The sequence below is a fragment of the Nocardiopsis sediminis genome, from assembly GCF_042650565.1.
In the GTDB taxonomy this organism is placed as follows: Bacteria; Actinomycetota; Actinomycetes; order Streptosporangiales; family Streptosporangiaceae; genus Nocardiopsis_B; species Nocardiopsis_B sediminis.
The window spans coordinates 265983-292740 of the sequence record NZ_JBHSBH010000004.1 but is presented as its reverse complement, the minus strand read 5'-3'; the positions used below and the strand labels follow the sequence as shown (position 1 = coordinate 292740).

The window sequence follows — 26758 nt, the reverse complement described above, 5'->3', positions numbered from 1 at the left end:
CTAGGCCCCGAAAGAGGCGTTCAGTACCGTTCCGGCAACAGCCCCGCCAGGCAGCACACCCCCGTGAGGACTACCTTGGGACGCCACCGCGGAAAGCATGAAGACGATGACGCCTCTGACCTGCACGAACACCCCGGCGAAAATCGGCGCCGCCGCGGGCGCGGCGGCGCGTTCGCGGCCCTGGCCGCCGCCTTCAGCATCATGCTCGGCCTCGGGGTGACCGGCTGGTACGTGTTCAACACCCAGGACGGGTGCAGCGGGGAGGACATCGTCGTCACCGCGGCCGTCAGCCCCGAGCTCGACACCGCGCTGACCGCCATCGCCGAGGAGTTCAACGCCCAGCGTCACGACCTCGACGGACGGTGCGTGGTCGCCGATGTTCAGGCGATCGACTCCGCGAACGTCACCTACGGCATCACCGGCGGCGGCCCGACCATCGGTGACACCGACTCCGATGTGTGGATCCCCGACTCCTCCCTCTGGCCCGACATCGTCAAGGACGAGTCGGGCGACGCCGGCTTCACCGACACCGGCACCTCGGTGGCCTCCTCCCCCCTCGTCCTCGCCCAGCCGGCCGAGAGCGGAGACCAGGAGGACGACGAGCAGCCCTCATGGGACGCGCTGGTCCCCACCACCGCCCCCTCGGCCGGGGCCGCCGGGAACGACGTGCGCCTGGTCGACCCCATCCGCAGCTCCTCGGGCATGGCGACACTCGCGCTGATCTCCGGCGCCATCGGCGACGAGACCGAGGGACGGCCCGAACTCGTCGCCGCGCTCCAGACGCTCCAGCGGGGCGTGACACCCGACGAGGAGGCGGCGTTCGGCCTGCTCAGCGAGGACACCGGCGGCGAACCGCGGTTCCTCGTCCTGCCCGAGCAGGCCGCCTGGCGCTTCAACAGCGCACACGAGGACGCCCCGGCCCGCATCACCTATCCCCAGGGCGGCACCTACACGCTCGACTACCCCTACATCGTGCGGACCGGCGACCCGGTGATGTCGCGGGCCGCCGAGGTCTTCCGGGCCGCGCTGACCGGCGACGCCGCCCGGCGCACCCTGGCGGCCGACGGCTTCCGGTCCGCCGACGGCGCGGCCGACACCGAGGTCCTGACCGAGGACGCCGGGTTCACCGCCGAGGCCCCCGACAGCCTGCCCACGCCCTCCACGCAGTCGGTCCAGCAGCTCGCCCAGGCGTGGAACCGGCTCAAGCTCGACACCCGGCTGCTCACCCTGGTCGACATCTCCGGGTCCATGCTCGAACCCGTGCCCGGCACCGACGTGAACCGCATGGAGGTGACCGCGGCCTCCGCGGCAGAGGGCCTGAACCTGTTCCCCGAGGGATCCGAGCTGGGCCTGTGGCAGTTCTCCGTGAAGATCAACAACGACCTGGACTACAGCGAACTGCTGCCGGTGCGGGAGCTGTCCGCCGAGACCAACGGCGTCACCCACAAGGAGGCCCTGGCCGCCGCCTTCGCCGAAATGGAGCCGCTGCCCGACGGCGACACCGGCCTCTACGACACCTACCTCGCCGCCTACCGCGAGATGTCGCGCACCTACCGGGCCGACCGGATCAACGCCATCCTCATGCTCACCGATGGCAACAACGACGACGCCGACAGCATCGACATCGACGAGCTGCTCTCCACCATCGAGTCGGAGTCCTCCCCCGAGCGGCCCATCCCCGTGTTCACCATCGCCTTCGGGCCCGACATCGACCCCGAGCCGCTTGAGCGGATCGCCGCGGCCACCGGCGGCGAGGCCTACACCACCGAGGACCCCACCGAGATCGGCGACATCTTCCTGCGCGCGTTCGCCCAGCGGCTGGACACGCCCGCCGAGGAGGAGTGACTCACCAAGTGACCTTCCGGTAGCGGCCGACCCGTGACGGATAGACCCCACTTGCCCGTCTTCTACGCCTATGGACTTAGCGGTCGGATTCGCGTACTCAGAGGGGTGCGGTAGGTCTGCGATCGGTGAAAGGCGGCTGACGTGGCCAATGCGTGGATGCCCGGCGCCGGGCGAGTCCGCTCCAGAGCACAGGGAGGAGGGGTCTACCAAGGCGGCGCACCACGCGCCGTATGGCTGACCACCGAATCCGATCCATTCGCGCTGTCGGCCCGCTCGGTCGCCCAGCGCCTCGACAGCGACGGGCACAGCGCACACCTGGTCTGGAACCCCGTCACAGGTGAGACCGCGCAGCTGCTGCCCGCGACCGTCCCCGCACTGGGCCAGCTGGGGACCCATGGCACCGACCGTGCCCGCGAGGGACGGGTGTGCATCGTCATCCGTGTCATCGGGCACGCGCTCTCCCCCTTCACCGACGGCCCCCTCACCGGTCTGGCTCCGCTGCTGGACTGGCTCGACGGCTGGCAGGTGCCCCGGCGCTGGCCGGGCGGGGCGCCCCTCGCCGTCACCCCGCCGCATCCCGCCGGAGGCGAGCGCGCGTGGGCCCGCGGCGGGCACTTCGGCCACTCCCAGGTTCCCGGATCCCACAGCGCCGGGCCGGGGGCGATCTCCCCGGAACGGCTGCTGGGGGTGGCCGTGCTCGCCCCGCGGCAGCAGCACACGGTTCCCGTCGCGGCGCCCCCGCCGCCCCGCCGCGGTCCCGCCACCAACGGCGAGCGTCCTTACGCACAGCTGTCGGGTTCCTGACACAGGGCTCCCCGCGGGGCGCTCCGGCGCGTCTTCCCGCGGGGGGCTGCGGTGATGCCCGGGTCATGCCGGCCCCACAGAGCGTTTAGTCTGTCGGCCATGGGTGGATCGATCGAACCGGGCTGGTACGCGGATCCTCACGGGGGAGAGAACCGGCTGCGCTGGTGGAACGGCGACGAGTGGACGCAGCACGTCCAATCGCTCGCGGAGCTGCAAGGTCAGGCCGCCGCGCCCCCGGCCGATGACGACGCGACGGCCGACCTCGCCGGCGCAGCGGGCCGGGGCGGCGACCCCGAAAGCACCGCGCCGGCCCCCGCGGACGAACCGAGCACCATGCGCATCGACCCCGCGCAGCTGTCCGGTGCGGCGCACGCCGCTCCCCCCGCCCCCGCCGACGATCCCAGCACCATGCGCATCGACCCCGCCCAGTGGGCGGCGTCCGGCTCGGGGGCCCAGGCGGCACCCGCCGACAGCGGACCCGCGAGCGCCGCCCCGCCCGCCGGTGCCGGGGCGACCATGCGCTTCGTACCCGGGTCGCAGCCCTCCCCCGGCCAGGCCGACGACGAAGCGACGGCCGACATCACCGGCGTCGTGGGCGGATCCACCATGCGCTTCGTGCCCGGGTCGCAGCCCGCTCCCGGCCAGGCCGACGACGAGGCCACCGCCGACATCACGGGCGTCGTCGGGGGATCCACCATGCGCTTCGACCCGAGTGCGGCCGCACCGGGCCGGGACGAGCCCACCGCCCCCGATGTGGGCGACGCCGCCGGCGGCGGGGGCGCCGAGCCGCCGCGCACGGCCGTGTTCAGCCCCGACGACCCCATGTTCGCCGCCGGGGCGGCCGGCAGCGGGGCCGGCCCCTCCGACTCCGATGCCGACAGCGGCACGGACAAGAAGAAGGGGTTCCGGTTCAACAAGTTCTTCGGCGACCTGAAGGAGGGCCTCTCCGAGATCGCCGACGAGCGCAAGCAGCGCCAGGAGGAGCAGCGCAAGGAGGCCGAGGAACAGGCGCGCAAGCGCGCCGAGGAGGCCAAGGCGGCGGCCGAGCGGCCGCAGCCCGAGGCGGGCGCCCCCGGCGCCCCCGGCTCCCCCGATCCCGCAGCGGGCCCCGGTGCCGGGGCGGCGGCGGGCGCCGCCGGCCAGGCACCGGGCGCACCGCAGCTCCCCTCCTCAGGTCCCCAGCAGCCCCCGTTCGGCGGTCCGGCCGCGGGCGGCTTCGGCCAGGGCGGGTACCCGCCGGTGCCGCCCCCCGGGCAGCAGGGCTTCGGCGGGCAGCTGCCGCCGGGGGGACCGCAGCCCCCGTTCCCCCCGCCGTCCGGGCCCGGGCAGCAGCAGGTGCCCGGTGCGGGGTTTCCGCCGCAGGGGCCGCAGCAGGGTCCGCCGCCGCCCGGGTTCCCGCCCTTCGGCGGCCAGCCCCTTCCGCCCGCACCCCCACAGCCGCCGCCCGCTCCGCCCAAGGGCCGCGGACGCCGCCGCCGTTCCGAGCCCCCGCTTGCCCCGGCCTTCCCCGGCGCCCAGGGCCCGGCGATCCCGCAGGGGGGACCGCCACCGCACATGGGCGGCCCCGCCGGGCAGTACCCCGGCCGGCCGCCGGCGAACGGCCCCGGCTGGGGCGCACCCGGAACGCCAGGGGCCCCCGGGGCTCCGGGTGCGGGACGCCCGCCGTGGGAACAGCAGCGCCCGCCGCAGAAGAAGAAGCGCAGCGGGTGCGGCGGCTGCTTCGGCTGCGCGACGACCGTCGTCGTCCTGGTCATCGTGCTCATCGTGGCCGTGGTCGCCCTGCGGGCGACCGGGATGCTGTCCTTCTAGCCGCCGTGGCGTGCGGGTGCCGCCGGGCACCCGCAGCAGGGACTCCGGGGCGCGGCCGGCGGCCCCGGACGGGTTCCGACGCGAATCCGACGTGGCGAAACGGCTTAAGCTAGCCCCCATGAACGACTGCCTGGTGTGGATCGACTGTGAGATGACGGGGCTGGACCTCGAACGCGATGCGCTGATCGAGGTGGCCTGTCTGATCACAGACGGCGAGCTCAACCAGCTCGACGACGGCATCGACGTCGTCATCAAGCCACCCCGGGCGGCGCTGGACCAGATGGGCGAATTCGTCACCCAGATGCACACCGGCTCCGGCCTGCTCGACGCGCTCGACGGCGGGGTGAGCCTCGCCGAGGCCGAGGACCTCGTCCTGGCGCACATCAAGCGCTACGTCCCCGAGGCGAACAAGGTGCCGCTGTGCGGCAACTCCATCGCGACCGACCGCCTGTTCCTCTCCCGCGACATGCCCCGGATCGACGCGCACCTGCACTACCGGATGGTCGACGTGTCGAGCATCAAGGAGCTGCTGCGCCGCTGGTACCCGCGGGTCTACTTCGCCAGCCCGGAGAAGCACGGCGGGCATCGCGCCCTCGCCGACATCACCGAGAGCATCCAGGAGCTGCGCTACTACCGGGCCGCCGCGTTCGTCGCCGCACCCGGCCCCGACAGCGCGACGGCCCGCGCGGTCGCAGCCGACGTCGTGGCGGGCGGCAACGGGGTCCTCGGCTCCCCCGAGCAGCGTCCCGCCGGTTAATTGAGCCGACCACCCCCGCGGATCCGCTAGACTCTTCCATGAACACAGGCGCTGGAGTCCCTCCCGCCCGGTGGTCATGGTGGGTGTAGCTCAGTTGGCAGAGCACTTGGTTGTGGTCCAAGAAGTCGGGGGTTCAAGTCCCCTCACTCACCCCACGCGGACAAGGCCCCGAACCCCGGTCACACCGGCGGTCCGGGGCCTTCGTCGTTTCCACGCGGTTCTGTGCTTTCCGGTCACGCTCGCCTCCTCGCTCCGCTCCAACGGCCCCGCGGAAAAGGCCTCCGGCCAGGGGCGGCGCCGCCTCCGCACGCTCGTCGGCTCGCCGTTCCGAGTTCTCTGGTTCATCCACAGGCAACCACATCTCCCCCCACCCGCTTCCTGCGCCTTCGTTACCATGACAGGTGACAAAGCGTCGCGAACCACCTGCGAACCCGGCCGCCAAAGGGATACGGGCCCCGAACCGGTGGCAGAGAGATATCCGCCGCCGAACGCCATTGATGCTCGTGCTGGCCACATTCGGCCGAATTGAAACGCCGAGTGACATTCGGGCATCGATTGCGACGAGACTCTTCTTGGCGGCCGTCCCAAAGCTGAACATAGAGCCAGCCCACCCACGCGGAGCAGGCATCGGATCCCATCCGTTCTCCCGAACTCGTTACGATGCTCGGGGAACCCGGCCCGATTCCGCGGTTCACGCGTGGAACGGCTCACAATCACAGAACCGCCACAGCCGGGCCCGCCGTCACCGACGGTCGGCGCACCCCCTCCGGCACCTATGACCCCAGGGAGTCCGCACCGTGACCAACGCCCCTCCCCGGCCGGTGAGCGCTGTCGCCCTGCTCGCCGACATCCCGAGTACGGGACTCCTCGGAGGGACCACGGCGCAGCGCTTCACCCTGACGGGCGACGACCTCGCGACCCAGTCGGAGGGGTTCCTGGACTTCGCCCGGCACCACATCGAGCAGGGGCGCAGGGTCGTCGCCCTGTACCCGAAGTGGCACGCCCAGCGGCCCCAGCGCGCCATCGCCTTCGCCCGCGGTGCGCTCCAGACCGACCGGATCGGGCAGGTGGCGCTCGACATCTCGCCGCTGGCGCTGTCGCTCCTCGCCGACCAGCTCGCCTACCTGGCGCCCTACGTTCCCGCCGGCGTCACCGCGAGCCTGGCCGATGAGCTTCCGCAGCACTTCCTCGCGGGCGCGTGGATGAAGAGCGTGCGCGGCCTGTCCACCGTGCCGATCACGTTCAAGCAGCACCTCGGGTCCTACGTGCCGCGCGCCACGTTCCTGGCGTTCTGCGCCCCCGTGAAGCGCGTGGGCCTGGTGCGCAGATCGGACCCCGCGCCCAACATCCCGGGGCGGCCCATGGAGCCGATCCAGATCCTTGTGGCCCGGCCCAACGACCAGTCCATCGACGAGTTCAACGAGCAGTTCACCCCGGCCCTCCGCCCGGTGTCGTTGAACGCCCTGCCCGAGCAGCCCCTGGGAGCCACCTACTGGGGCTCCCGCAAATACGTGGAGTTCGTCGCGTTCAGCGCGCACCCGCAGGCCCTGGGCAACACGGTCCGGACCGTCCGCCCCACCGCCTGCTCCTGGTGCCGTGAACTCGTGTCGGGCCTGCACTGCCCCTTCTGCGGGGCGCTCAACCAGCCCCCCGTCGGCCGGCCGCCCACGCGCCGGGCCGATGTCCCGCCGCCGCCGGCCCGCACCACCGGCGAGCACATCCGCCCGGCGTGGGTGTCGGGCTCCGGCGCCGATCCCCGGCGCCCACCCGCCGGCCGCCCCGCACCCGCGGCCGCCCCGCCCCCATCGGCCCCTTCCCACCAGCCGCCCGGCCGGCCCGGCCCGGGCGGCGGAGGCGCGGGGCCCTACGGCACCGGCCCACGACAACCTTCACACGTCTCTCCGCAGCCTCCGCCACACGGTGGGTCACCCGGCTGAGAGCCGCCTCACCGGAACCGGAGCACCGGACCGGCGCGTCCGAAGGACACGGCCCCCGGCCCGCCCCGGCCTTCATCTTCTTCTCCCGCCCCCTCCTAGAAACGGAAGCGTATGAACCCCCGACAGCGACGCGGCGTGCTGCTGATGATCGTCGCCGGGATCGGCGCCCTCGCGGTCTTCTTCACCGTGGTCTCCTACGTGAACACGCTCAACAATGAGCTGGGCACCTACCGGACCGCCCTCCGGCTCACCCAGGACGTCGCGCCTTACCAGCCGATCACGGAGGAGATGGTCGAGACATACGAGGTCCCGGCCCGGTTCTTCGACGAAGAGACCTTCATCAGCGATCTCGACCAGGTCCTCGAACAGCAGCCCGGCAGCCAGGCGGTGTCATCGACCTACATCGCCGAGAACTCCATCCTCCAGTCGAGCATGGTGATCCCCGCCCCTGAGCTGGAGGCCGGCGAGCGCGAGATCGCGATCATGGTCGACGCCGAGACCGGCGTGGCCGGCAAGGTCCGGCAGGGGTCCCGCGTGGACATCTACGCCACCTTCCCCGCGAGCGACGAAGGCTCCGAGAGCTGCGCCACCCGCGTGCTCACCGACGTCGAGGTGCTCGAGGTCGGCCAGGTCGGTTCGGACGTCAACGAGAACGGCACCCAGTCCGCCGTCGTCCCGGTGACCTTCCGGCTCAGCGCCCAGGACACGCTGGCGCTCACCTACGCCGAATCCTTCTCCAGCGCCCTGCGCCTGGGCCTGATCAGCGGCGAGGGCTCCGGCGACCCCGGCGACATCCAGTTCTGCTCCAGCGACCAGGCCGCGCTCGAAGACGGCGGCCAGCAGGACCAGGGCAACGGCCAGCAGCAACAGCAGGACAACTGATGACGCACAAGGTCATGATCGGCGTTCCGACGACCGACCTGGAGCTCTCCCTCACGGCGAGGTTCGACGAACTCGGCTCGTGCGAGGTCGTGAGCGTGCACCACTCCTCCACCGAGGTGGGCAACACGCTCCGCGACCTCCCCTCGCTGGACGTGCTCCTGGTCCACGAACGCCTTGGGCCGCTCCCCGTCGTGGAGCTCATCCGCGACATCTCCCGGAGCTACCCGCAGCTGGCCGTCATCCTGCTGGTCGACGTCGTCGACCCCGACACCTTCACCCGGGCGATGGAGGCCGGCGCCCGCGGTGTGCTCGGCGCCGACGCCACCATCGAAGAGCTCGACGCCCGCGTGTCCACGGCGGCGGAGTGGTCGCAGACCCTGCGCCGCCACTTCGAGGCCGCGTCCCTGGACGTCCCGGTCCCGGGGCGGCGCGGGTCGATCATCACGCTCAGCGGCGGCAAAGGCGGGATCGGCACCACCACGGTCGCCATCCACCTCGCCCTGGCCGCCGCCCGGGCGGGCCGCGTGGTCTGCCTGGTCGACCTCGACCTGCAAATGGGCGACATCCCCGGCTACCTCGACCTCAAGCACCGGCGCAGCATCGTCGACCTGGTCGAGGCGTCCGACAACATCAGCGCGGCGATGCTGTCGGAAGCCCTCTACGTGCACCCCGAGGGGCCGCACGTCCTGCTCGCCCCGAACGACGGCGAGCGCGGCGAGGAGGTCAACGAGAGCTCGGCGCGGCAGATCCTCGCCGCCCTCAGCTCACGCTACGAGCTGGTGATCGTCGACTGCGGATCGCACATGACCGAGGCCAGCGCCATGGCGGTCGAGCTGGCCACCACCTCGGTCGTCACCGTGACCCCCGACCTCCCGGCGCTGCGCGGCGCCCAGCGGCTCATCGCCATGTGGGGGCGGCTCCAGGTCCGCGACAAGAAGAACGTCACGAGCCTGCTCATCCGGCACAGCCGGCAGAACGAGATCCAGCCCGACTTCGCACGCAAGCTGCTGGGCACCGAGATGCTGCCCACCGCCATCCCCGCGATGTACCGCAGCCTGGAGGAGGCGTCCAACACCGGCGACCCCAAGCGGGTCACCGACGAATCCCTCCTCAGGTCCTACGCACGGGTCGCCGGCGAACTGGGCATCCTGGAACTCGCCCCCGACCCCGCCACCACCCCCGGCCCCACCGCCGCGGCCCCCACCCCGCCGACGGGCACCACGCCCCCGGCCGCACCCGACCGCACGCCGAAGGGGAAGAAGCTCTTCCGCGGCAAGCCGGCGGCCTCCGACCGCGGCAGCCAGTTCGTGGAATTCGGCGCGGTGGTGCCGTTGCTGGGCCTGGCCTTCCTCGTCGCCTGGCAGGTGATCCTCTTCGGGATCACCAGCATGTACGTCGGCCACGCCGCCAACGAAGGCGCCCGGCAGGCCGCGGTCACCCCCTATGACATCGGCAGGATCCAGGAAGAGGCGATCAAGCGCATCCGGTCCCCCTGGGACGCCAACGGCACGTTCGCGGTCGCCATCGACGAGCGGGCCGACGGTTCCTACGTCGTCGCGACCATGGCGATGCCCGCGGTGCTGCCGAACACGTCGACGCCATGGGAGATCTCGGCCGCGTCGAAGATCATCCCCGAGGATTCGCCCTGAACGGAGGGACATGAGCACCGAACCGGATCCGCCCCCGCGGCGGAGAGTGCGGACCGCTCGCCGGCGCCGGGGCGACCGCGGATCGCAGTTCGTCGAGTTCGCCGCGTATTTTCCGCTGTTCCTCCTCGTCGTGGCGCTGGCCTTCGAGACCTTCGCCTACTTCATCGCGGTCGAGCGCATGCACTCCGCCGCACGGGCCGGCGCCCGGGTGGTCAGCACCCAGGGGGTCGAGGGGGCCACCCGGACCGCCCAGGAGTCCCTGCCCGCGTGGATGGACGACGCCGAGGTGACCATCGCCGCCAACGAGAACCGCGGGTACTACGCCGTGGTCTCCATCCACCTCCCGATCGTCTTCGACGCCACCGGCCTGGACCTCACCGTGTCCCGGCGCGTGGACATGCCCAACGTCTGAAACCGCACCGCCGGGCGCGCAGCGCCCCTCGTTCTCATCCTGGAGTCGCACCACAATGGGTTTGAGAGACCGTCTCGACGACGACCACCTGACCGAGCAGGGCTCGGATCGCGGCAGCGTCTCCCATTGGCGGCAGCGGCTGCTGACCGAGATCAACCTCGACGACCTCGCGATCCTGAGCATGCAGCAGCGCCGCATCCGGCTGGAGAAGGTCGTCGGCCACATCCTGTCCCGCGAGGGGCCGGTGCTCTCCGACCGCGAACGCAGCGCGATGATCCGCCGCGTGGTCGACGAAGCCCTGGGGCTGGGCGTGCTCGAACCCCTGCTCGCCGACGAATCCGTCACCGAGATCATGGTCAACGGTCCCGACAACGTCTACGTCGAGCGGCGGGGCCGGGTCGAGCGCATCGACACCACCTTCGCCAGCGAGACACAGCTGCTCCAGACCATCGACCGGATCGTCGCCCAGGTGAACCGCCGCGTCGACGAATCCAGCCCCATGGTCGACGCGCGGCTCCCCTCGGGCGAGCGCGTCAACGTGATCATCCCGCCCCTGTCCCTGTCGGGGCCCATCGTCACCATCCGGCGGTTCCCCAAGCCGTTCACGATCTCCCAGCTGGTGGCCAAGGGGAGCCTCGACGAAGCCACCGGCTCCCTGCTCGCCGCGCTCGTGCGCGCCCGCTTCAACGTCATCATCGCCGGGGGCACCGGCAGCGGGAAGACCACCTTCCTCAACGCGCTCTCCGCCTTCGCTCCCAGCCACGAGCGCATCGTCACCATCGAGGACTCCGCCGAACTCCAGCTCCAGCAGGAGCACGTGATCCGCCTGGAGTCGCGCCCGCCCAACATGGAGGGCGCCGGCCAGGTGACGATCCGCGACCTCGTCCGCAACTCGCTGCGGATGCGCCCCGACCGCATCATCGTCGGTGAGGTCCGCGGCGCCGAGACCCTCGACATGCTCCAGGCGATGAACACCGGCCACGACGGCTCGCTGGCCACCGTGCACGCCAACTCCGCCGACGACGCCGTCCACCGGCTGCTCACCCTGGCCTCCATGAGCGAGGTGAAGATCCCCTTCGAGGCGATCCAGGACCAGATCAACGCCGCCGTGGACGTCATCGTGCACCTGTCGCGCTACGCCGACGGCAGCCGCCGCGTCGGCGAGGTCGGGCTCGTGGCCTCCAACCGCCGCGAGGAGTTCCGCCTGGACCCGGTCCTGCGCTTCGATGCCCGGCCGCTCGACGCCCAGGGGATCGTCCACGGCGAGTTCCACCGCTTCCCGCTGCCGCCCCACGTCGCGCAGCGCATCACCAACGCCGGCGAGGCCGTCCCGCACGCCTTCCTCGCCCCATCGACCGCACGAACGTCCCCCACCGCCCTGGGAGCAACGCCGTGAACGTCCCGATCATCCTCCTGATGACTGCGGTGACCCTCGTCATCGCGGTCATGGGCATCTACGCCTTCGCCGACGGCGCCGCGCAGCGGCGCATGCTGGCATCGCGTAGCGCGCTCGCCGAGGTCGAGCGCCGGGCCAGTACGCCCACGGCGCGGCTCGATGCACGGCTGCGCCGCACCGAGCTGGGCCGCACCATCGAACGCCGGCTGGCCACCGCCGGGGTGAACGTCCGTCCCTCGGTGTTCGTCCTGGCGATGACCGGCAGTGCGATCGTGGCCGTCGTGTTCGTCTGGCAGTCGCTCGCGCCCATCCTCGGCGTGCTCGCCGCCGCCGGCGTGGTAGTGGGGTTCTTCGCCTACCTCAAGCGGCAGGAGGAGCGCCGCCGCGACGCGTTCACCGCGCAGCTGCCGGAGCTGGCCCGGGTGCTGTCCAACGCCACCCAGGCGGGGCTGGCGCTGCCCACCGCCATCGACATGGCGGCCGATGAACTCGACGACCCGGCGGGGGCCGAACTCCGCATCGCGGCGCGGTCGATGCAGGTCGGCCAGCCCTTCGAAGAGGCCATCGCCGACCTCCGCGACCGGATGCCGTCACGGGAGATCGGGGTACTGATCAGCACCCTGTTGGTCGCGTCCCGCTCCGGCGGTGCCCTCGTCACCGCGCTGCGCAGCATCTCCTCGACCCTGGAGAGCCGCAAGGAGACCCGTCGCGAGATGATCACCATCCTGGGCGAGACCACCGCCACCTCGTGGGCGCTGCTCGCCATGGGCATCGGCTCCCTGTTCATGCTCAACATGCTCCAGCCGGGAACCGTCCGCACCATGACCGAAAGCACGGCGGGGCTGGCGGTGCTCGGTATCGGCCTCTCCCTCTTCGTCATCGGGTTCGTCGCGGTGCGCCGCATGACCAAGATCGACTTCTGATCCCCGGAGCGCTGCGCATGTCTCTCAACCTCCCCCTCATCCTCCTCATCGGACTGGCCGGCGCCGCGTGCGTCATGATGTTCGCGTGGGGATTCCTGCTCATGCGGTCGAAGACCCAGGTCGCCGCCGACATCGTCACGGTCGTCAAGAAGGAGCGGCGGACCGACGACGACACCTTCATCCTGCACCGCATCACCGAGCTGCTCGGGCGTCCGCTCCTCCCCTTGGCCCAGGGGATGGTGAGCCAGGAGCGGCAGCAGGGCATCCAGAAGCGCATCGACGCAGCGGGGCGTCCTGAGGGGCTCACCGTCGAGCGGTACCTGTACCGCAAGGCCGGCGAGATCATCCTCTACGGCGGCCTCGCCCTGTACCTGCTGTTCAGCGATCAGACCCTGCTCGCCTTCGTCTCCCTGGCGTTCGTGGCGATGACCGACCTTTCGCTGCGCACCGACGCGAATGAGCGCCAGGACCAGATCCAGCGGCAGCTGCCGGACTTCCTCGACGTCATGGCGGTCACCGTGGGGGCCGGGCTGTCCTTCCGGCAGGCGCTGTCGCGGGTCTGCGACTCGATGCCCGGCGTCCTCGCCGACGAGTTCCGGCTGACCTTGCAGCAGATGGACCTCGGCACCAGCCGTCGCGAGGCCTTCCAGGCGCTGCGGGCGCGCAACAACAACGACTCCCTCGGGCGCTTCGTCACCGCCCTCCAGCAGGCGGAGGAGCTCGGCGCCCCTCTTGCCGACGCGCTGGTTTCCATCAGCCAGGACATGCGCCGTGACGACGCCCAATACCTCCGCCGCAAGGCGCAGAAGCTCAACCCGAGGGTCACCGGCGTCACTGCGGCCACGATGCTGCCCGGTCTCCTGCTGTTGATCGGCGGCGGGCTGCTCCTGGGCGGTTCGATGGACTTCGGCAGCGTCTTCGGTGGGTGAACCGGCGCTCGGAAGTGCGGCCGCGGCGACCCTGCCGCGGCTTGCGGCGCTGGTGCGCCTGCTCCTCCAGCTGCGGCTGATGCTGACCGCCATCGCGCTGCTGCTCCTCACCGGTGACGAGCTGCTCCTGACCACGGCCGTCGGCGTCGTCGCCTTCGCCCTGCTGTCGGGGATGGCGGCCCGCTACTGGGAGCGGTTCGTCCCGTACCTGGTGAACCACCCGCTGCTGATAACCCTTGATGTCACGGTCGCCGCCGGGATCCTCGCGATCGACGGCCCCTCCGGGGCGATCTTCCTGACGACCGTGCTGACCGCGACCATCTGCGGCGTCCTGTTCGGGCTGCGCGGGGTCATCGCCGTGGCCGCCTTCCAGATCCTGTGCTACGCGCTGGCCGTGCTGTCCTATGTCGAGGTGCACGATGGCGCCACCGACAACCTCCTCACCTTCCAGGTGGTCGTCGTCCACCCGCTCCTGTACCCGATCGCCGGCTACGTCGGGCTCCGCGTCCGCGACATCTTCACCGAACTCGCCGGCGAGCAGGAGGCCCGGAGGCAGGCCGAACGCGCCGCGGCCGCCGCCGAGGAGCGCGACCGGCTGGCCCGGGACATGCACGACTCCGTCGCCAAGACGCTGCGCGGTGCCGCGATGGCCGCGCAGGCCCTCCCCCTCTGGCTGGCGAAGGACCCGGAACGGGCCGCGGCGACCGCTGCGCAGATCGCCGATGCCGCCGACATCGCCTCCGCCGAGGCACGGGCGCTCATCTCCGATCTCCGCGACGGCTCGGCGGTCGTCCCCTTCGGACGGGCGGTCGTCGACATCGTCGGGCACTGGAGCGCCGAAAGCGGGATCGCAGGCGAGGCCCGCGTTCCGGACGGCGAGGTCCGGCTCCTCGTGACCGCACGGCAGGAGAGCATCGCGATCCTCAAGGAGGCGCTGACCAATGTGGAGCGCCACGCGGACGCGACGTCCGTGGTCGTGACCGTGCAGGCGGAGCCCGGGCACTGCACGCTGACGATCGCGGATGACGGCAAGGGGTTCGATTCGCCCCCCGACCAGGTCCGCGCCGCCGAAGCCGAGGGCAACGGCCACTACGGCCTCCTGGGGATGGCCGAGCGCGCGGAGCGCGCGGGCGGAAGCCTGGACATCGAGTCCACGCCGGGCGGCGGAACCCGCCTGCACCTGCATGTGCCCACTGTCGAGGAAGCCGACGACCACCCCGCTGAGGTGGTGCGATGATGGCACCTGCGCGCACCGCCGGAAACCCGCAGCCCGCCCCGGAAGCCATGCCCGCGTCCCCGAAGCACCGCCGGCCCCGGCCGCAGACGTCTCACTAGGAGGTACCGCCGTGTCGACGACATCCCCCATCCGTGTCCTGGCCGTGGACGACAATGTGGTCGTCCGGGCCGGACTCGTGGCGCTCCTCGAGGCGTCCGACGACCTCGTGGTCGTGGGCGAGGCCGGCAATGGCGCGCAGGCCCTCGAACAGAGCCGACGGCTAGCCCCGGACGTCGTGCTGCTCGATGTGCGCATGCCGGTCCGAGACGGCGTGAGCACGGTCGAGGAGCTGTCGGGCCTGGCCAAGGTCATCATGCTGACCCACACCGAGGACGCGGACGTCATCCGCACCGCTCTTCGGCGCGGCGCCTCGGGCTACCTGGTGCACGGCCACTTCACCCTCGACGAACTCAGCCGTGCCCTCCACGACGTCGTCCGGGGCACCGGAACCCCTCTGTCCCCCGTGGCCGCCACGGTCGCCCTGATGGACCTGCGGGCCGCTCCCGACCAGCAGGAGACCGCGGCGACCGTCCCCTCCCTCGGCCTGACCGAACGCGAGGGCGAGATCCTCGCGGCCGTCGCCCGCGGGCTCGACAACAAAGGGATCGCCGCGGAGCTGTATTTGACCGAAAAGACGGTGAAGAACCACATCAACCGCATCTTCCGGAAACTCGGCGTGACGAGCCGTGCGGCGGCGATCGCCCGGTGGAACGGCGTCGGTCCGGACGATATCGCACGGCCGGGCCCACCGCGGGCCCACGCATGAGCCCACGGGCTACCTGGGCCCGAACTCACACAAGTTGGGTCCCCGGGCCCTAGGCGCCCGACGACTCCCTTCAATAGATTTATCAATGTCGCAAGGGGCGATCAGCCCACATAAGACACCGCTGAACGACCTCCCCTTAGGAGCAGAAATGCAGAGCCTGTTCGAGAAGATTCGCGCCGCCGTGAACAACCGCAAGGCGTTCACGAAGTCCGACAACGGTAACTTCGTCGAGTACGGTGCTGTGATCCTGCTGGTCGCCGCGATCGCCGCCGTCGTCCTCACCCAGACGGGCATCCCCACGCGGATCAACGGCTTCATCGACCAGGCCATCACCAGCGTTCAGACCGCGGGCCAGCCGGAGCCGGAGCCCACCGAGACCCCGTAATGATCCTTCGGTCGGCGAAACGTCGAATGTCAAAGTGACGCCACGGAGGGGCGCGCGGAGGATTTCCCCGCAGCGCCCCTTCTGACCCCCTGGGACCCCATGAGCGTTTCACCATGAAAACGAGACCGACGTCGCACACAGCCGACGAGCAGGGACAGGCGAGCCTGTTCCTGCTCGTCGGCTTGACGCTTTCCCTCCTCGCCTTGGGCCTCCTGTTCATCCGCTTGGGCGAGGCCAACGACATGCGCAGTTCCGCGCAGTCCGCGGCCGATGCCGCCGCCCTCGCGGCCGTCGGCGACATCCAGCACCGTGCGGCACAGGCCATCTCCGGCGGCAATCTCCCCTGGGGGGTCGGCTGGCAAGCCAGGACTGGGCGAGGGGTGGCTGAGACCTACGCGCAGGAGAACAACGCGGAGCTCACCGATATCCGGGCCAGCGACGACAACCAGGGCCTCCTCGGAAACATCGTTCGCGTCGAGGTGAGGGGCAACCACTGTCAGCGGGAATTGCAGGACGATGAAAGCGTCCATTGGAATTTCCGTGAGTGCCCGGATGAGGAGGAGCTGGAAGAGGCCGAGGAGAACGACGAGACCATCCCGGTCATGACCGGCAATGCCGCGGCGATCGCCGAGGTCGAGATCCCGGACTGTCGTCGAGGCCAGAGAGCGGTGGAGATCGGCGGGGTGACCGTCGTCGTGGACAGCTGGATCGAATGCAGCCCCAAGGACAGCGGCGAGCCTTTCAGCCGTATCTGGAGTTACGGCCAGGCCAAGGGGATGATCGACGTCCACTTGACCGACCGCGAAGGTCAGTGGATTTTCACCGAGATCGCCGGCGGCCCCGGCAGTGGCCGATACCCGTGCGACGCCGTAGGGGGGCAGAACATCACCCGGCAGATGTGCGAAACTCACGAAGCGATCATGGGCGAGTGGGGGGCGGTCTTCGAGCGTTATGGCGTCGGCTGCTACCGCAAAATGGAAGACGGTGGTGAGCATCCCCGCGGACGCGCGTGCGACTACATGGTCTCGGCCAACGGCAACCTGCCCAGCGCCGATCTCAAAGCGGGCGCCGATGCGGCGGCACAATGGATGATCGACAATCACGAAGAGCTCGACATCTACTACATCATGTGGGACCACCACATCTGGAACCCCTCACGCGATCCGGTCGGCCGCTGGCAGGATGTCCGACGCTTTGTTCCGAACCGCGGCGGTAACACCGTGAACCACATGGACCACATCCACGTATCCGTTAACTCCTGACGACGTCCACAGCAGTCAGATCACTCATTGGCCGGGCTGATGCCGCTCCGCTACCCTGTGGGACGGCCCGAGGATTCGCGACGGAAAGGCGAACAACCCCATGCTCATCCTCAGCGGTAGCCCCACTGCATGGAGGCCGCTTCGCATCGCCATCCCCCTGATCGCGGCCTCTTTCCTGCTGACGTCGTGCGTGTCGGGCGGTGGAGACGATGCAGGGGACTCTGACCAGCAGCAGGATCAGGACGGCCCCTCAGGCGCGTCCGGAAACGACGGCCCCCTGGCCACCTCCCTCTCAACGAGCACGTCCTACGGCTCGAACCTCCAGCTCGATATCAACACTCTCGAGCGTGAGAGCGACGACGTCGTCGTGCTGGAGATGACGGCCACCAACGTCAGCGAGAACGACAGCGTGACATTCGATTACGCGCTGGTGGCGGCCGACGGAACATACCGCACGCCCGATGGCGTCACGCTCGTCGACACCGCCAACAGGGAACGCTATTTCCCGCTTATGAACACCGATGGATCGACATGCCTGTGCTCCGGATACGAGAATAATTCCATTATTCCCGCGGGCGAATCGCTTGACATCTGGGTCGCTTTCCCCGCACCCCCCGATGACGTGACCAGTGTCGCGGTGGCCACACCGGCAACCCCGGATTTCATGAATATTCCTCTTTCGGACGCCTCGAATCCGGACGACAACATCGCGAACGCCACAGTGGAGGATCCTCGTATCCTCCCCCTCTCCGGATTCCAAGATGACATCGATGGCACCACCTCTCGCGAGGAAAGCGGAGACGAGACCAGCATTCTGCTGTCGTCCGATGTCCTTTTCGAACTCAACGAATCCGACCTGACCCCGGATGCCGACGAAGCATTGGAACAGGTAGCTGCCGAGATCGACGCGAGTAGCGGCGAAGAGATCAAGATCGACGGCTATACCGATAACAGCGGGAGCGACGCCATCAACAACCCGCTATCCGAGGAGAGGGCCGAATCGGTTCGCGACCGATTGGCAGAACTGGTGACGCGGGAAGGTGTCAGCTTCGAAGTGGCCGGCCATGGATCCTCCGACCCGGTCGCCGACAACGGAACCGACGAGGGCCGGGAGAAGAACCGCCGCGTGACCGTGACTTTCGGGAAGTAAGGATCCGACCGTGATGAAGAAATTTCTCTCAGCGGGTGGCGCGAGTGCGGTGTCCGCCATCGCCCTCATCTCGATCCTCGCGGTCCCCTCCTCCTACGCCGCTGAGGAGATCCCTGTGGTGGCTTCGGCCGACGCCTCCGAATCAGGGTGGGGCGAGTCCACCATCGACGTCAACAAGCTGGAGGTGTCGGAGGCCGGCGGGTACGCCACGCTCACCTACACCGTGCACTATGAGGGCGAGGGCCGGGTAGGCCTGCTGGACTTCCAGAACACGACCTACCTGTACACCGCATATGGGCATTCTGGCGTCGTCTTGGTGGACGAAGAGAACGGTTTTCGATACAACCCCGCGTTCGACTCCACCGGCCAGTGCATGTGCGCCATCAACACCGCTTCGCCCGAAATGGCGCGCGATCTCGATTCCGGAGACAGCGCCACCTACTGGGCCTCCTACCTGATCTCCGAGGACACGACATCGGTCAACGTCGAGGTCCCCGGTTTCGAGCCTGTCGCCGACATCCCCATCGAATAACCCCCCATCCCCCGCCATCATCACGAGATCCGAAGGTTGGTATCCGAGGTGAACGTGTCCCGCCCCCTCCGGTTCAGACCTGACCGGGACGACGACCGTGGGTCGTCGTTCGTCGAGGTCGGCGCGATCACGTCACTTGCGGCGACGATCATCCTCGCCATCGTTCAGGCCAACTACGGCGATCGCATCAACGATGGCGTCCGCGAGATGGTGTGCCTGGTCGAGGGCCCCGAATGTGATGGCGAGACCTGGACCGAGGCTGATCGGCCGGAGAAGCCGCAGGAGTACGACTTCGGCTTCGGAATGGGCGGTAGTCACGGGGACAACGAGGAGAACAAGGCCCTCGGGCAGGAGTTGGCGGCTGCCCGAGGGTTCACGGGGCGGGAGTGGGAGTGCCTGGAGACGCTGTGGTCGCATGAGAGCAACTGGAATCACCGGGCGGTGAACCCGAGTGGTGGGGCCGCCGGGATTCCGCAGTTGCATCCCTCTGCGCACAGCTTTCCGCCCGGGTATCTGGAGAGTGCCGAAGTGCAGATCGAGTGGGGGCTCGACTACATCGAAGGCCGGTACGGGTCGCCGTGTGCGGCCTGGGCGTTCTGGCAGGATCCATACCCGAAGAACCCGGGTTACAGCGACAACTGGTACTGATGGGCGACCCGGACGGGCCGGACCGCTCGGGCGGCCCTGCGCGGGTCGCCGGCCGTAAGGGGCGCCTGGCCGCGTGGGTCGTGCCCTGTGTCGTCGCCGTGCAGGTCCTCGTGCCGTCGTTTCTGCTTCTCTCCGGGGCCGACCGGCCCGCGCGCTTCGGGTGGCACATGTACTCCACGGTCCCCACGTGGCCGGATGTCACGGCAGTACACGCCGACGGCACCGCTTCGGAGTTCACCCGGCGGTCGATCCGCGCCGGCCGGGGTGACGTGGCCCTGGACGACGCACTCCTCGACGCGGCGTGCCGCGGGGACCGGAGCATCGTCGAGTTCCACGTCCGCCGCGCCCCTGACACCACCGACGTGCATCGATGCGCGGGACGATGACGTCACCGCACCGGATCCCCGGAAAACGATCCCGGGACTCCGTGGGTGCCGTATCCGCATTGGTCGCCTCCCTCGTCGACTCGACCGTGAGCGCGCGTGCGTTGGGGATCGCGCGGATGCTCCTCGGCGCGGTGGCGCTGCTCAAGCTCTGCCTGTTCCTGCCCGATCTGATCCGCCTGGCGGGCGAGCCCGTCCCCCTCCCCGTCGTGCCGCTGCCCGCGGTGCCCTGGCTACTCGTCGCCTCGGTGTGGGCCGTCGCCGCTCTGCTGGTGGTCTTCGGGATCGCGGTCCACTTCTCGGGCGGTCTGCTCGCCCTGTGCGGCTGGTACTGCCTGCTCCTCGATGAGCGCACCTACAGCAATCACCTGCTGCTCATCACGCTGCTGGTGACGTTCCTGGCCGCCTCCGGCGGCGGCCGGGTGCTCGGCAGGGCCGGGCGGGTCCCCGGGGCCGCGGTCCTGCTCATGCTCACGCAGCTGTCGGCCATGTACCTCTTCGCGGGGCTGGCGAAGGCCAACGGCTCGTTCCTGATCGGGGAGGTCCTGCTGCTCCAGATCGGCGTCGACAGCGCGATCCTCCCGCTCCCGCTGGACCTTCTCCCCCTACCGGTCCTGGTCGCCATCGCCCTCGGAGCGGTCGTCTTCGAGACGGCGCTCGCCGTTGCCCTGTGGTTCGCTCCGACCCGCCCTTATGCGTTCGCCGGGGGCGCCGCCCTGCACACCGTCTTCATCCTGACGATGCGTTCGCCGCTGGAACTCCTGTGCTTCGGTGTCGCCGCCGTCGCCGTCTACCCCCTGTTCGCCTCGTGGCGGCCCGGCGGGAGCGACGTCCGGGGTTCCGCGGCTCCCGCGTCCTCCGGGCCCAGTCCGATGGCATCCGACCTGCACTGATTGGGCCCTAGGGCTCACGACGCCCGGGCCCCGGCGGTCTAGCCTCACTCGGGTCGGCCACCCGCCGACGTCCCTTTCTCCCCTTGCCCCTGCCAGAGACTGTGCGGCTCCCCTCATGCGAACTCCCTTTACGCGATCGGCCGACCCGGGTCCCCGACGCGCCGTTGCGGCGGGGCGACGCCGCCGGCGCCCCTGCCTCTCCCTCGGTGATCGGGGGGCCGGGTTCGCCGAGTACGGCGCCGTCATCCTGCTGGTCGCCGGGGTCGCCGCCGTCGTCTTCACCACCGGTATCGGCGACCGGGTCGCCGGTTTCATCAACGCGGCCCTCTGTGACGTTTCGCAGTCCGCCATCGAATCGGCGGACGGCTGCGGGGCCGACGGGTCCGACGGGACCGACGCCGCTTCCGATACCCGATCCGACACCACGACCCGCTCCCAGCCCGCGGCCGACGGCACCGGACAGGGCCCGGGCGGCGCCCCCGGGTCCCCTCCCCCGGACCCGCCCCCCGGCTACCCGTCCCCGCAGGACTTCGCCGACGCCGAAGCCGACATCGAGCGGATCCGGGGGTACCTGAACGAGGGCATCTGCCTGTGGTGGTGCCGTGACGGCGAGCCGCAGGACGTCATGGCCGACATGACGGCCGGCGAACTCAACGCCCTGCTGTGGACGCTATCCGACGGTGAGATCCGCGAGCTGCTCGACTCCGACGGCGCCCGCGGCATCATCCTCGACCGCGTCGACCTCGCCACCCTGCGCCATGTGCGGGCGATCGACCCCGACAACATCGAGCCCGACTACGACGACATCGAATACGACATCGACAACCTCGCCTGGGGCACGGTGCCCGACGGCCGGCTCTGGCCCGAGGACGGCGAGATCAGCGCCGAGGACGTCCACCAGGGCGCGCTGGGCGACTGCTGGTGGGTGGCCGGGCTGGCCGCGACCGCCGAGCAGAACCCCGAGGTCATCCGGGACATGATCCGCGAGAACCCCAACGGCACCTACACCGTCATCTTCGGAAACGGCCAATCCGTCACCGTCACCCCCGATCTCGTCCTGAAGGAGGACGGCGGGGTCCTGTTCGCCAAGCCGCAGGACGACGTCCTGTGGCCGGCGATCCTCGAGAAGGCCTATGCCCAGCGCGAGGGCGGCTTCGGGGACATCGAGAACGGCCGGCCCGGCGACGCCATGCAGATCCTGACCGGCAGCGAGAGCGAGCACCACTCCCCGGGCGATGTCGACCAGCGGCGGATCGAGGACTGGCTCGCCAACGGCACGGCGATCACCATTCAGACGAAGGACGACGAGGACGATGGTCCGTACGAAAAGGAGACTCTGATCGGCGACCATTCCTATGTGGTGACCGGGTTCGAGAACGGCCGCGTGCGGCTCTACAACCCGTGGGGCTATCGGCACACCACGCTGTCCATGGAAGAATTCCGGGAGCACCTGGAAACCGTCGAGACCAACTCGTTCGGGTGAGGGAAGGACCTCGGCGCATGCCACCCCGTGAACACAAGGCGCCGCGCCGGTTCCGGCCGCGCGGCGGGCACCGGCGCCGTCCGCTGTACGCGGCGGTCCTCCTCGCCCTCCTGCTGCCCGCGGCCGCTTGCGGCGGCGGCGCCGACTCCCAGGAGCCGCCCGCCTTGGACCCGAACACCACTCCCGAGCTGCGGACCTACGACCCGTCGCCGCCCGTGGGCGATGAGCCGGAGACCACGACCATCGCCCAAGGCACCCAGGGGACCATCGCCGGTCTGACCATCGGCGTCGTGCGCGCGAGGGACGGCGAGGCCGTCTTCAGCGTGAACGACGGACCGGGCATCGAGGAAGAGATCACGGGCCGCGGTTCGGCGGGCGACACGGTCGATCTCGACGGCGGCTACACGATCGCCATCGACGAGGTGGGGGAACCCACCGGCGATGGCCCGCCGGGGACAGGCAACGGGTCGGTCACCTTGACCGTCACGCCGCCCGGAAACTGACCCCGGCAGGGGGCGGCCCCTGGAGCCGTCCTCCCGTCCGAAGACAGGCGAGTCGCACGATGACACCGAAGACGCCCGCCGCCGTGGCGCTCCCGCTCGTCCTGCTGCTGGGCGGATGCGCCGCGCCGGCCGACGAGGCGCCCGCCGACGGGGCCGGGGCGGCCCCCGCCCCGTCGGCCACGGCGAGCCCCGGCGGCGCCACGGAGGGCCCGCCCGACCGGGGCGACCGCGGTGGACCGGTCGACGCCGAGCGCGACGGCGACCCGATCCTCGTCGTCGGCGGCGTCCGCACGCACGCCATCGGCAACGACACGGTGGAGCTCGCCACGATGGACCCGGGCGCCGCCGAGCCGGGCCCCGGCGGCGGCTCCTCCGGCAGCGTCGAATGGACTCCCCGGCTGACCGTGACGTTCACGTCGGCGGAGCGCGAGGGCGACGACGTCACCTTCCGCGGTGAGGCGTCCTATCTGCACGACGAGGGCGGCTACGCCGTGCACTCCCAGGACTTCACCGTTCTCGTCCCCAATGGGCTGCCCCCTGAGGAGGCCGAGGGGTTCGCCGACTCGTTCGACGCGTTCACCGCCGAGGACTCCGAGGTCGTCGCCGAGCTGAGCGCCGGCGAGCCCACAGCGGAGTTCGCGGTCACCATCGCCGGGGTCCCGCCGGAGGACGGCGGGGAGAGCTACGACGACGGCACGTACGGCCGCTACGTCCAGTACGAGACCCCGCAGGAGGTCTGGGGCTACACGGTGCGGCCGCCGCAGGACTACATCCCCGGCCGGCTCTGCTACGTCGAGGGCCCCAGTTGGCACGACGTCCCGCTCTTCGAGTACACCGACGTCCCCTGCGGCTGACCGGATTGGGCCCAGGGGCCGGGTTTGGGCCCAGGGTTGGGCCCGGGGCCTCTGTCGTCCATGTCCGAGTTTTCCCTACGATCTGTTCATGTCCCCTGTTATTCATCCCCCGTCCAACAGGCGGCACCGTGTCCGGAGACCCCGGCCACACGGTGGGCGCGACGGGGGAGCTTCGTTCACCGAGTACGCAGCGGTGATCCTGATGCTGGCGGTCATCCTGGCCGCGGTGGCCATCGCCCTACCCGGGCGGACCAACGACCTGTACGAGCTGGCTTTGTGCCGGCTCGAGCGGCTGACCGGCGGGGAGTGCGACGAAGGCGAGCAGGAGGCCGATGAGGAAGAGGAGTACCCCTACGACCTCACCCCCGCCTACTGCGTGCGCGACGGCCGCTCGGAGACCGCCGGCTACCAGCTCGACCTGGGGATCTTCCGGTTCGGGCAGCAGTACACCTACTCGAAGGAGACTCTGTCCGACGGTTCAGTGGTCGTCACGTTCGTCCCGTCGACCGAGGTCGGGGTGCGCGGCGGTGTCGGCTTCGACTTCGGCCAGGAGAACGCGGCGGCGCTCGCCGCCGACGTCGAGGGCGGCGTCTCGGCGAAGCTCGCCCCGGGCATGACCTACATCTTCGAGGACCAGGCGGAGTTCGAGGAGTTCGAGGAGGAGGTCGAGGCCTCCATCGCCGAGGAGACCAACCGGCAGATGAACCCCGAGTCGCAGATCGGCCTGGGCTTCGCCGAATGGCTGGGCGTCTACGACCCGCCCGAGGTCCGCGACCCCACGGTCCGCACCGGCACGATCGACGTCACGGCCAACCTCCTCTCCGAGGTCGGGCTGTGGACCAATGAGAACCGCGGCCCGCGCCGGAACGACGAGAACCTGGAGGGCAACAACCTCAACCTGGGCGTCGACGGCTCCCTGTCGTACGGCGGGAAGGTGGACGTGTCGCACTGGTTCGGCGACCCGGACAACACCCAGACTTCGTGGACCACCACCTACACCGCGACGGGCAGTCTGGGGGGCTACGCCTTCACCCAGCGGGAACAGCTCTCGGGCAGTTGGAGCGGCGGGCAGCGCGTCACGCGCAACGAGGACGGGTCGCTCGCCAACATCCGCTACATGACCACGGTTCAGGGCCAGTTCGCAGAGGGTACCGACGGCCGGCTGGAGAACCGCGAGATCAACGGCGGCCGGGGCGGCGACACCGACGGCGAGGGGACCAGGGTGGTCCAGATGGTGCAGATCGACTTCGACACCCCAGAGGAGCGGGAGATCGGTGAACGGCTGCTGGCCGAGCGCGGGATGCTCCCCCCTGCCAATGTGATCGACTCCATGCGCGGCCCCCTGATGGACGACCGGTCCGGCGGTGAGATCAACGAGGAGCCCGGCCCCGACGCCCCCGACTGGGAGCACCTGTTCTACGAGCGCGGCCGCGTCTGGCAGTACGAGGCGGACGTGACCAGCGACCAGACGGCCTTCAACGCTCAGATCAAGCTCGGGCTGCAACTGGGCGCCAGCGTCAACTGGGGTGTGGAGGAGCGACACACCCGCGAAGCGCAGATCCTGGACCGGCCGCGCGACGGCAGCCGCGAATTCATCGACTTCCCGGACTGCCTGTCCCAGGAGCAGGACGATGAGTAGCGCACATGACACGGCCCCCGGGATCGTCCCGGGCGGCCCCGCCCGGGGCCGCCGTGCCGCAGAGGGAGGGAAGGTGACCGCACGATGAGGACCGTTCTCGCCCCGGTCGTGGCGGCCGCTGTGTGGCTGGTCGGGGTGGTCGCCACCCCGCTGGCGTCGATCGGCCTGGCCACCGTTGAGCAGCTGGAGTCCACCGGCGGCCAGGTGGCCTGGACTTCGGGGCCCCAGCTGCTGGTGTCCTTCGCGATGGTGCTCCTGGCCGGGCTCGTCTACGGCACCCACCGCGTGGCGGCGCCGGCCGGGGCCGCCGTGGTGCTGGCGCTGCCCGCCGTGCAGGTCGTCGGCGTGACGGTCGCCGGAGTGCTCGGCGATGCGTCGTGTCAGGTGGTCGCCGCGCGGTGCGTGGCGGGGCTGGTCGCAATAGCCGCCGCCTGGCTCTTGCTGGTGCGGCTGGGCCGCGGGGCACGGACGGCGGCCGGGCGCCGCTGAGCGCCCGGCCGGCCCGCGGCTACACCGCGGGGGCGGTCTCTCCGGTGACCGCCCCCGTGACGTCGTCGATGATGCGGTGGGCGGCGTAGTGGTTGGACGCCCCCCACTGGTCGTAGTCGGCGGCGAAAACGCGCTCGCGCCGCACTGCGCCGAGCTCGTCCCAGACGCCCCCGGTGAACGTGCCGGGGGCGTCGGCGTACCCGCTGCCGGCGAGGACGAAGACGATGTCGCCGTCGGCGCGGTCGAGGTTCTCGTAGCTCTCGGCGATGTAGTCGGTGCCGGTGCCGTCGGGTGCGGTGCGCTGGGTGGCGGGCCGGGCGAACCCGAGGTCGGCGATGACCTGGCCGGGGAAGGACGCCGGGGTCTCCAGCCGGATCTCGCGCTCGTCCTGGAGCCGGACCAGGGACACCTCGATGCCGGCGGGGTCGCCCGCCGCCGCTTCGATCTCCTCGCGGGCCTGGTCGACGGCGGCCCGGTAGCCGGCTTCGGCCTCCTCGGCCCTGGCGCCGCGGTCGAGGACCGCGCCGACCTCGGTGAGGTGGTCGCGCCAGGAGGCGGTCCCGTCCCAGTCCAGCAGGACGGTGGGGGCTATGGCCTCCAGCCGGGGCAGGAGTTCGGCCTGGAGTCCGTTGCCGGTGCGGACCCCGATGATGAGATCGGGCTCGGTGGTGGCGAGGCGTTCGATGTCGATGTCGTTCTCGGCCGGGGAGTCGGACACCACCTCCGGGCCGGGCTCCGGAGGGTCTGCGGGCAGGAAGGGCGCGAGTCCGCCGCCGGGGGCGCCCGGGTCGCCGGGCGCGGCCACGACATCGGCGCCCAGCAGGGTGGCGGCGGCCAGGGTGGGCCGCCACAGGACGGCCACCCGCCGGGGGTCGGCGGGGACCTCGACGGTGCCGTTGGCGGCCTCGACCGTGCGCGTCCCGCCCTCGGCGGCCGGCGCGGCGCCGCCGGGGCCGCAGGCCGCGGCCGCACACAGCGCGGCGAGCACGGCGCAGAGGGCGGCGGGGCGGCCGGATCGGGGCCCGGCGGGCAGGCGGCCCGCTGGGGGAACAGGGGTCGATGGGGTCATGGGGGCTCCCGGCACCGAGGTGGCATGAATGATAGGTGAGCCTAACCTCATGCCGTCGTCCCGGGAAAGGCGGGCCCGGCCCC

At 70.5% G+C, this 26758-nt stretch carries 26 protein-coding genes and 1 tRNA gene; 26 read left to right on the top strand and 1 reads right to left on the bottom strand.

The features are described from left to right. Positions 1 to 75: 75 nt before the first annotated feature. From ACFOVU_RS05420 to ACFOVU_RS05295, 26 genes are all read left to right on the top strand, one after another. Positions 76 to 1845, top strand: coding sequence for a substrate-binding domain-containing protein (locus ACFOVU_RS05420; RefSeq protein ID WP_378530368.1), 1770 nt, complete (start codon positions 76 to 78; stop codon positions 1843 to 1845). A gap of 141 nt (positions 1846 to 1986) precedes the next feature. Next, positions 1987 to 2649 carry a hypothetical protein gene (locus ACFOVU_RS05415; protein ID WP_378530367.1) on the top strand — a complete coding sequence of 221 codons (663 nt, stop codon included), beginning with the start codon at positions 1987 to 1989 and terminating at the stop codon, positions 2647 to 2649. Between the two features lie 99 nt (positions 2650 to 2748). Then, positions 2749 to 4458 carry a DUF2510 domain-containing protein gene (locus tag ACFOVU_RS05410; protein WP_378530365.1) on the top strand — a complete coding sequence of 570 codons (1710 nt, stop codon included), beginning with the start codon at positions 2749 to 2751 and terminating at the stop codon, positions 4456 to 4458. A gap of 118 nt (positions 4459 to 4576) precedes the next feature. Beyond that, the gene (orn, locus tag ACFOVU_RS05405; RefSeq protein ID WP_378530364.1) at positions 4577 to 5215 is read left to right on the top strand and encodes an oligoribonuclease; all 639 of its coding nucleotides are present in this window, start codon (positions 4577 to 4579) and stop codon (positions 5213 to 5215) included. 79 nt (positions 5216 to 5294) lie between these two features. Continuing rightward, positions 5295 to 5370 (top strand) — tRNA-His (locus tag ACFOVU_RS05400). 642 nt (positions 5371 to 6012) lie between these two features. Next, positions 6013 to 7152 carry a hypothetical protein gene (locus tag ACFOVU_RS05395; RefSeq protein WP_378530363.1) on the top strand — a complete coding sequence of 380 codons (1140 nt, stop codon included), beginning with the start codon at positions 6013 to 6015 and terminating at the stop codon, positions 7150 to 7152. A gap of 111 nt (positions 7153 to 7263) precedes the next feature. Then, positions 7264 to 8034 (top strand): Flp pilus assembly protein CpaB, encoded by a 771-nt coding sequence (gene cpaB, locus ACFOVU_RS05390; RefSeq protein WP_378530361.1) that lies wholly within the window; start codon positions 7264 to 7266, stop codon positions 8032 to 8034. Continuing rightward, complete coding sequence (locus ACFOVU_RS05385) at positions 8034 to 9683, top strand: AAA family ATPase (RefSeq protein ID WP_378530359.1); 1650 nt, start codon at positions 8034 to 8036, stop codon at positions 9681 to 9683. The genes cpaB and ACFOVU_RS05385 overlap by 1 nt, the downstream gene beginning before the upstream one ends. Before the next feature lie 10 nt (positions 9684 to 9693). After that, entirely contained in the window at positions 9694 to 10095 is a 402-nt protein-coding gene (locus ACFOVU_RS05380) for a TadE/TadG family type IV pilus assembly protein (RefSeq protein WP_378530357.1), read from the top strand. A 55-nt stretch (positions 10096 to 10150) separates the two neighbouring features. Beyond that, a complete protein-coding gene (locus tag ACFOVU_RS05375; protein WP_378530355.1) occupies positions 10151 to 11491 on the top strand; it encodes a CpaF family protein in 1341 nt (446 codons plus the stop codon). A gap of 20 nt (positions 11492 to 11511) precedes the next feature. Continuing rightward, positions 11512 to 12414 carry a type II secretion system F family protein gene (locus ACFOVU_RS05370; protein ID WP_378530353.1) on the top strand — a complete coding sequence of 301 codons (903 nt, stop codon included), beginning with the start codon at positions 11512 to 11514 and terminating at the stop codon, positions 12412 to 12414. A 17-nt stretch (positions 12415 to 12431) separates the two neighbouring features. Beyond that, the gene (locus ACFOVU_RS05365; RefSeq protein WP_378530351.1) at positions 12432 to 13343 is read left to right on the top strand and encodes a type II secretion system F family protein; all 912 of its coding nucleotides are present in this window, start codon (positions 12432 to 12434) and stop codon (positions 13341 to 13343) included. Next, positions 13336 to 14580, top strand: coding sequence for a sensor histidine kinase (locus tag ACFOVU_RS05360; protein WP_378530348.1), 1245 nt, complete (start codon positions 13336 to 13338; stop codon positions 14578 to 14580). The genes ACFOVU_RS05365 and ACFOVU_RS05360 overlap by 8 nt, the downstream gene beginning before the upstream one ends. Before the next feature lie 109 nt (positions 14581 to 14689). Further along, positions 14690 to 15385 carry a response regulator gene (locus tag ACFOVU_RS05355; protein WP_378530346.1) on the top strand — a complete coding sequence of 232 codons (696 nt, stop codon included), beginning with the start codon at positions 14690 to 14692 and terminating at the stop codon, positions 15383 to 15385. A gap of 148 nt (positions 15386 to 15533) precedes the next feature. Beyond that, on the top strand, positions 15534 to 15770 hold the full coding sequence (locus tag ACFOVU_RS05350) for a hypothetical protein (protein WP_378530344.1): 237 nt from the start codon (positions 15534 to 15536) through the stop codon (positions 15768 to 15770). A 113-nt stretch (positions 15771 to 15883) separates the two neighbouring features. Next, complete coding sequence (locus ACFOVU_RS05345; RefSeq protein WP_378530342.1) at positions 15884 to 17032, top strand: pilus assembly protein TadG-related protein; 1149 nt, start codon at positions 15884 to 15886, stop codon at positions 17030 to 17032. 100 nt (positions 17033 to 17132) lie between these two features. Then, on the top strand, positions 17133 to 18182 hold the full coding sequence (locus ACFOVU_RS05340) for an OmpA family protein (RefSeq protein ID WP_378530340.1): 1050 nt from the start codon (positions 17133 to 17135) through the stop codon (positions 18180 to 18182). 10 nt (positions 18183 to 18192) lie between these two features. Beyond that, positions 18193 to 18714, top strand: a complete 522-nt coding sequence (locus tag ACFOVU_RS05335) for a hypothetical protein (RefSeq protein WP_378530338.1) — start codon at positions 18193 to 18195, stop codon at positions 18712 to 18714. 48 nt (positions 18715 to 18762) lie between these two features. Beyond that, entirely contained in the window at positions 18763 to 19362 is a 600-nt protein-coding gene (locus ACFOVU_RS05330) for an aggregation-promoting factor C-terminal-like domain-containing protein (protein ID WP_378530336.1), read from the top strand. Then, positions 19362 to 19748, top strand: coding sequence for a hypothetical protein (locus ACFOVU_RS05325; protein ID WP_378530334.1), 387 nt, complete (start codon positions 19362 to 19364; stop codon positions 19746 to 19748). Before ACFOVU_RS05330 ends, ACFOVU_RS05325 begins: the two co-directional genes overlap by 1 nt. Positions 19749 to 19807: 59 nt before the next feature. Further along, entirely contained in the window at positions 19808 to 20638 is an 831-nt protein-coding gene (locus ACFOVU_RS05320; RefSeq protein WP_378530332.1) for an HTTM domain-containing protein, read from the top strand. A gap of 115 nt (positions 20639 to 20753) precedes the next feature. Further along, on the top strand, positions 20754 to 22121 hold the full coding sequence (locus ACFOVU_RS05315; protein ID WP_378530330.1) for a C2 family cysteine protease: 1368 nt from the start codon (positions 20754 to 20756) through the stop codon (positions 22119 to 22121). A 17-nt stretch (positions 22122 to 22138) separates the two neighbouring features. Then, positions 22139 to 22624, top strand: a complete 486-nt coding sequence (locus ACFOVU_RS05310; protein ID WP_378530328.1) for a hypothetical protein — start codon at positions 22139 to 22141, stop codon at positions 22622 to 22624. Positions 22625 to 22683: 59 nt separating this feature from the next. Beyond that, a complete protein-coding gene (locus tag ACFOVU_RS05305) occupies positions 22684 to 23478 on the top strand; it encodes a hypothetical protein (protein ID WP_378530327.1) in 795 nt (264 codons plus the stop codon). A gap of 202 nt (positions 23479 to 23680) precedes the next feature. Beyond that, positions 23681 to 25117, top strand: coding sequence for a hypothetical protein (locus ACFOVU_RS05300; RefSeq protein WP_378530325.1), 1437 nt, complete (start codon positions 23681 to 23683; stop codon positions 25115 to 25117). Positions 25118 to 25201: 84 nt separating this feature from the next. Continuing rightward, positions 25202 to 25606: a hypothetical protein gene (locus ACFOVU_RS05295; RefSeq protein WP_378530323.1), complete on the top strand. Its 405-nt coding sequence runs from the start codon at positions 25202 to 25204 to the stop codon at positions 25604 to 25606. Between the two features lie 19 nt (positions 25607 to 25625). Here the strand turns inward: ACFOVU_RS05295 and ACFOVU_RS05290 are convergent, their stop codons facing one another. Continuing rightward, positions 25626 to 26675, bottom strand: a complete 1050-nt coding sequence (locus ACFOVU_RS05290; protein WP_378530322.1) for an iron-siderophore ABC transporter substrate-binding protein — start codon at positions 26673 to 26675, stop codon at positions 25626 to 25628. Positions 26676 to 26758: the final 83 nt, after the last annotated feature.

Coding starts and splice junctions, on each gene's coding strand:
- ACFOVU_RS05300 (WP_378530325.1), top strand. CDS start 23,681: ATGCTGGCGGTCATCCTGGCCGCGGTGGCCATCGCCCTACCCGGGCGG.
- ACFOVU_RS05345 (WP_378530342.1), top strand. CDS start 15,884: ATGAAAACGAGACCGACGTCGCACACAGCCGACGAGCAGGGACAGGCG.
- ACFOVU_RS05365 (WP_378530351.1), top strand. CDS start 12,432: ATGTCTCTCAACCTCCCCCTCATCCTCCTCATCGGACTGGCCGGCGCC.
- ACFOVU_RS05290 (WP_378530322.1), bottom strand. CDS start 26,675: ATGACCCCATCGACCCCTGTTCCCCCAGCGGGCCGCCTGCCCGCCGGG.
- ACFOVU_RS05410 (WP_378530365.1), top strand. CDS start 2,749: ATGGGTGGATCGATCGAACCGGGCTGGTACGCGGATCCTCACGGGGGA.
- ACFOVU_RS05315 (WP_378530330.1), top strand. CDS start 20,754: ATGCGAACTCCCTTTACGCGATCGGCCGACCCGGGTCCCCGACGCGCC.
- orn (WP_378530364.1), top strand. CDS start 4,577: ATGAACGACTGCCTGGTGTGGATCGACTGTGAGATGACGGGGCTGGAC.
- ACFOVU_RS05350 (WP_378530344.1), top strand. CDS start 15,534: ATGCAGAGCCTGTTCGAGAAGATTCGCGCCGCCGTGAACAACCGCAAG.
- cpaB (WP_378530361.1), top strand. CDS start 7,264: ATGAACCCCCGACAGCGACGCGGCGTGCTGCTGATGATCGTCGCCGGG.
- ACFOVU_RS05325 (WP_378530334.1), top strand. CDS start 19,362: ATGGGCGACCCGGACGGGCCGGACCGCTCGGGCGGCCCTGCGCGGGTC.
- ACFOVU_RS05310 (WP_378530328.1), top strand. CDS start 22,139: ATGCCACCCCGTGAACACAAGGCGCCGCGCCGGTTCCGGCCGCGCGGC.
- ACFOVU_RS05305 (WP_378530327.1), top strand. CDS start 22,684: ATGACACCGAAGACGCCCGCCGCCGTGGCGCTCCCGCTCGTCCTGCTG.
- ACFOVU_RS05380 (WP_378530357.1), top strand. CDS start 9,694: ATGAGCACCGAACCGGATCCGCCCCCGCGGCGGAGAGTGCGGACCGCT.
- ACFOVU_RS05295 (WP_378530323.1), top strand. CDS start 25,202: ATGAGGACCGTTCTCGCCCCGGTCGTGGCGGCCGCTGTGTGGCTGGTC.
- ACFOVU_RS05370 (WP_378530353.1), top strand. CDS start 11,512: ATGACTGCGGTGACCCTCGTCATCGCGGTCATGGGCATCTACGCCTTC.
- ACFOVU_RS05385 (WP_378530359.1), top strand. CDS start 8,034: ATGACGCACAAGGTCATGATCGGCGTTCCGACGACCGACCTGGAGCTC.
- ACFOVU_RS05375 (WP_378530355.1), top strand. CDS start 10,151: ATGGGTTTGAGAGACCGTCTCGACGACGACCACCTGACCGAGCAGGGC.
- ACFOVU_RS05340 (WP_378530340.1), top strand. CDS start 17,133: ATGCTCATCCTCAGCGGTAGCCCCACTGCATGGAGGCCGCTTCGCATC.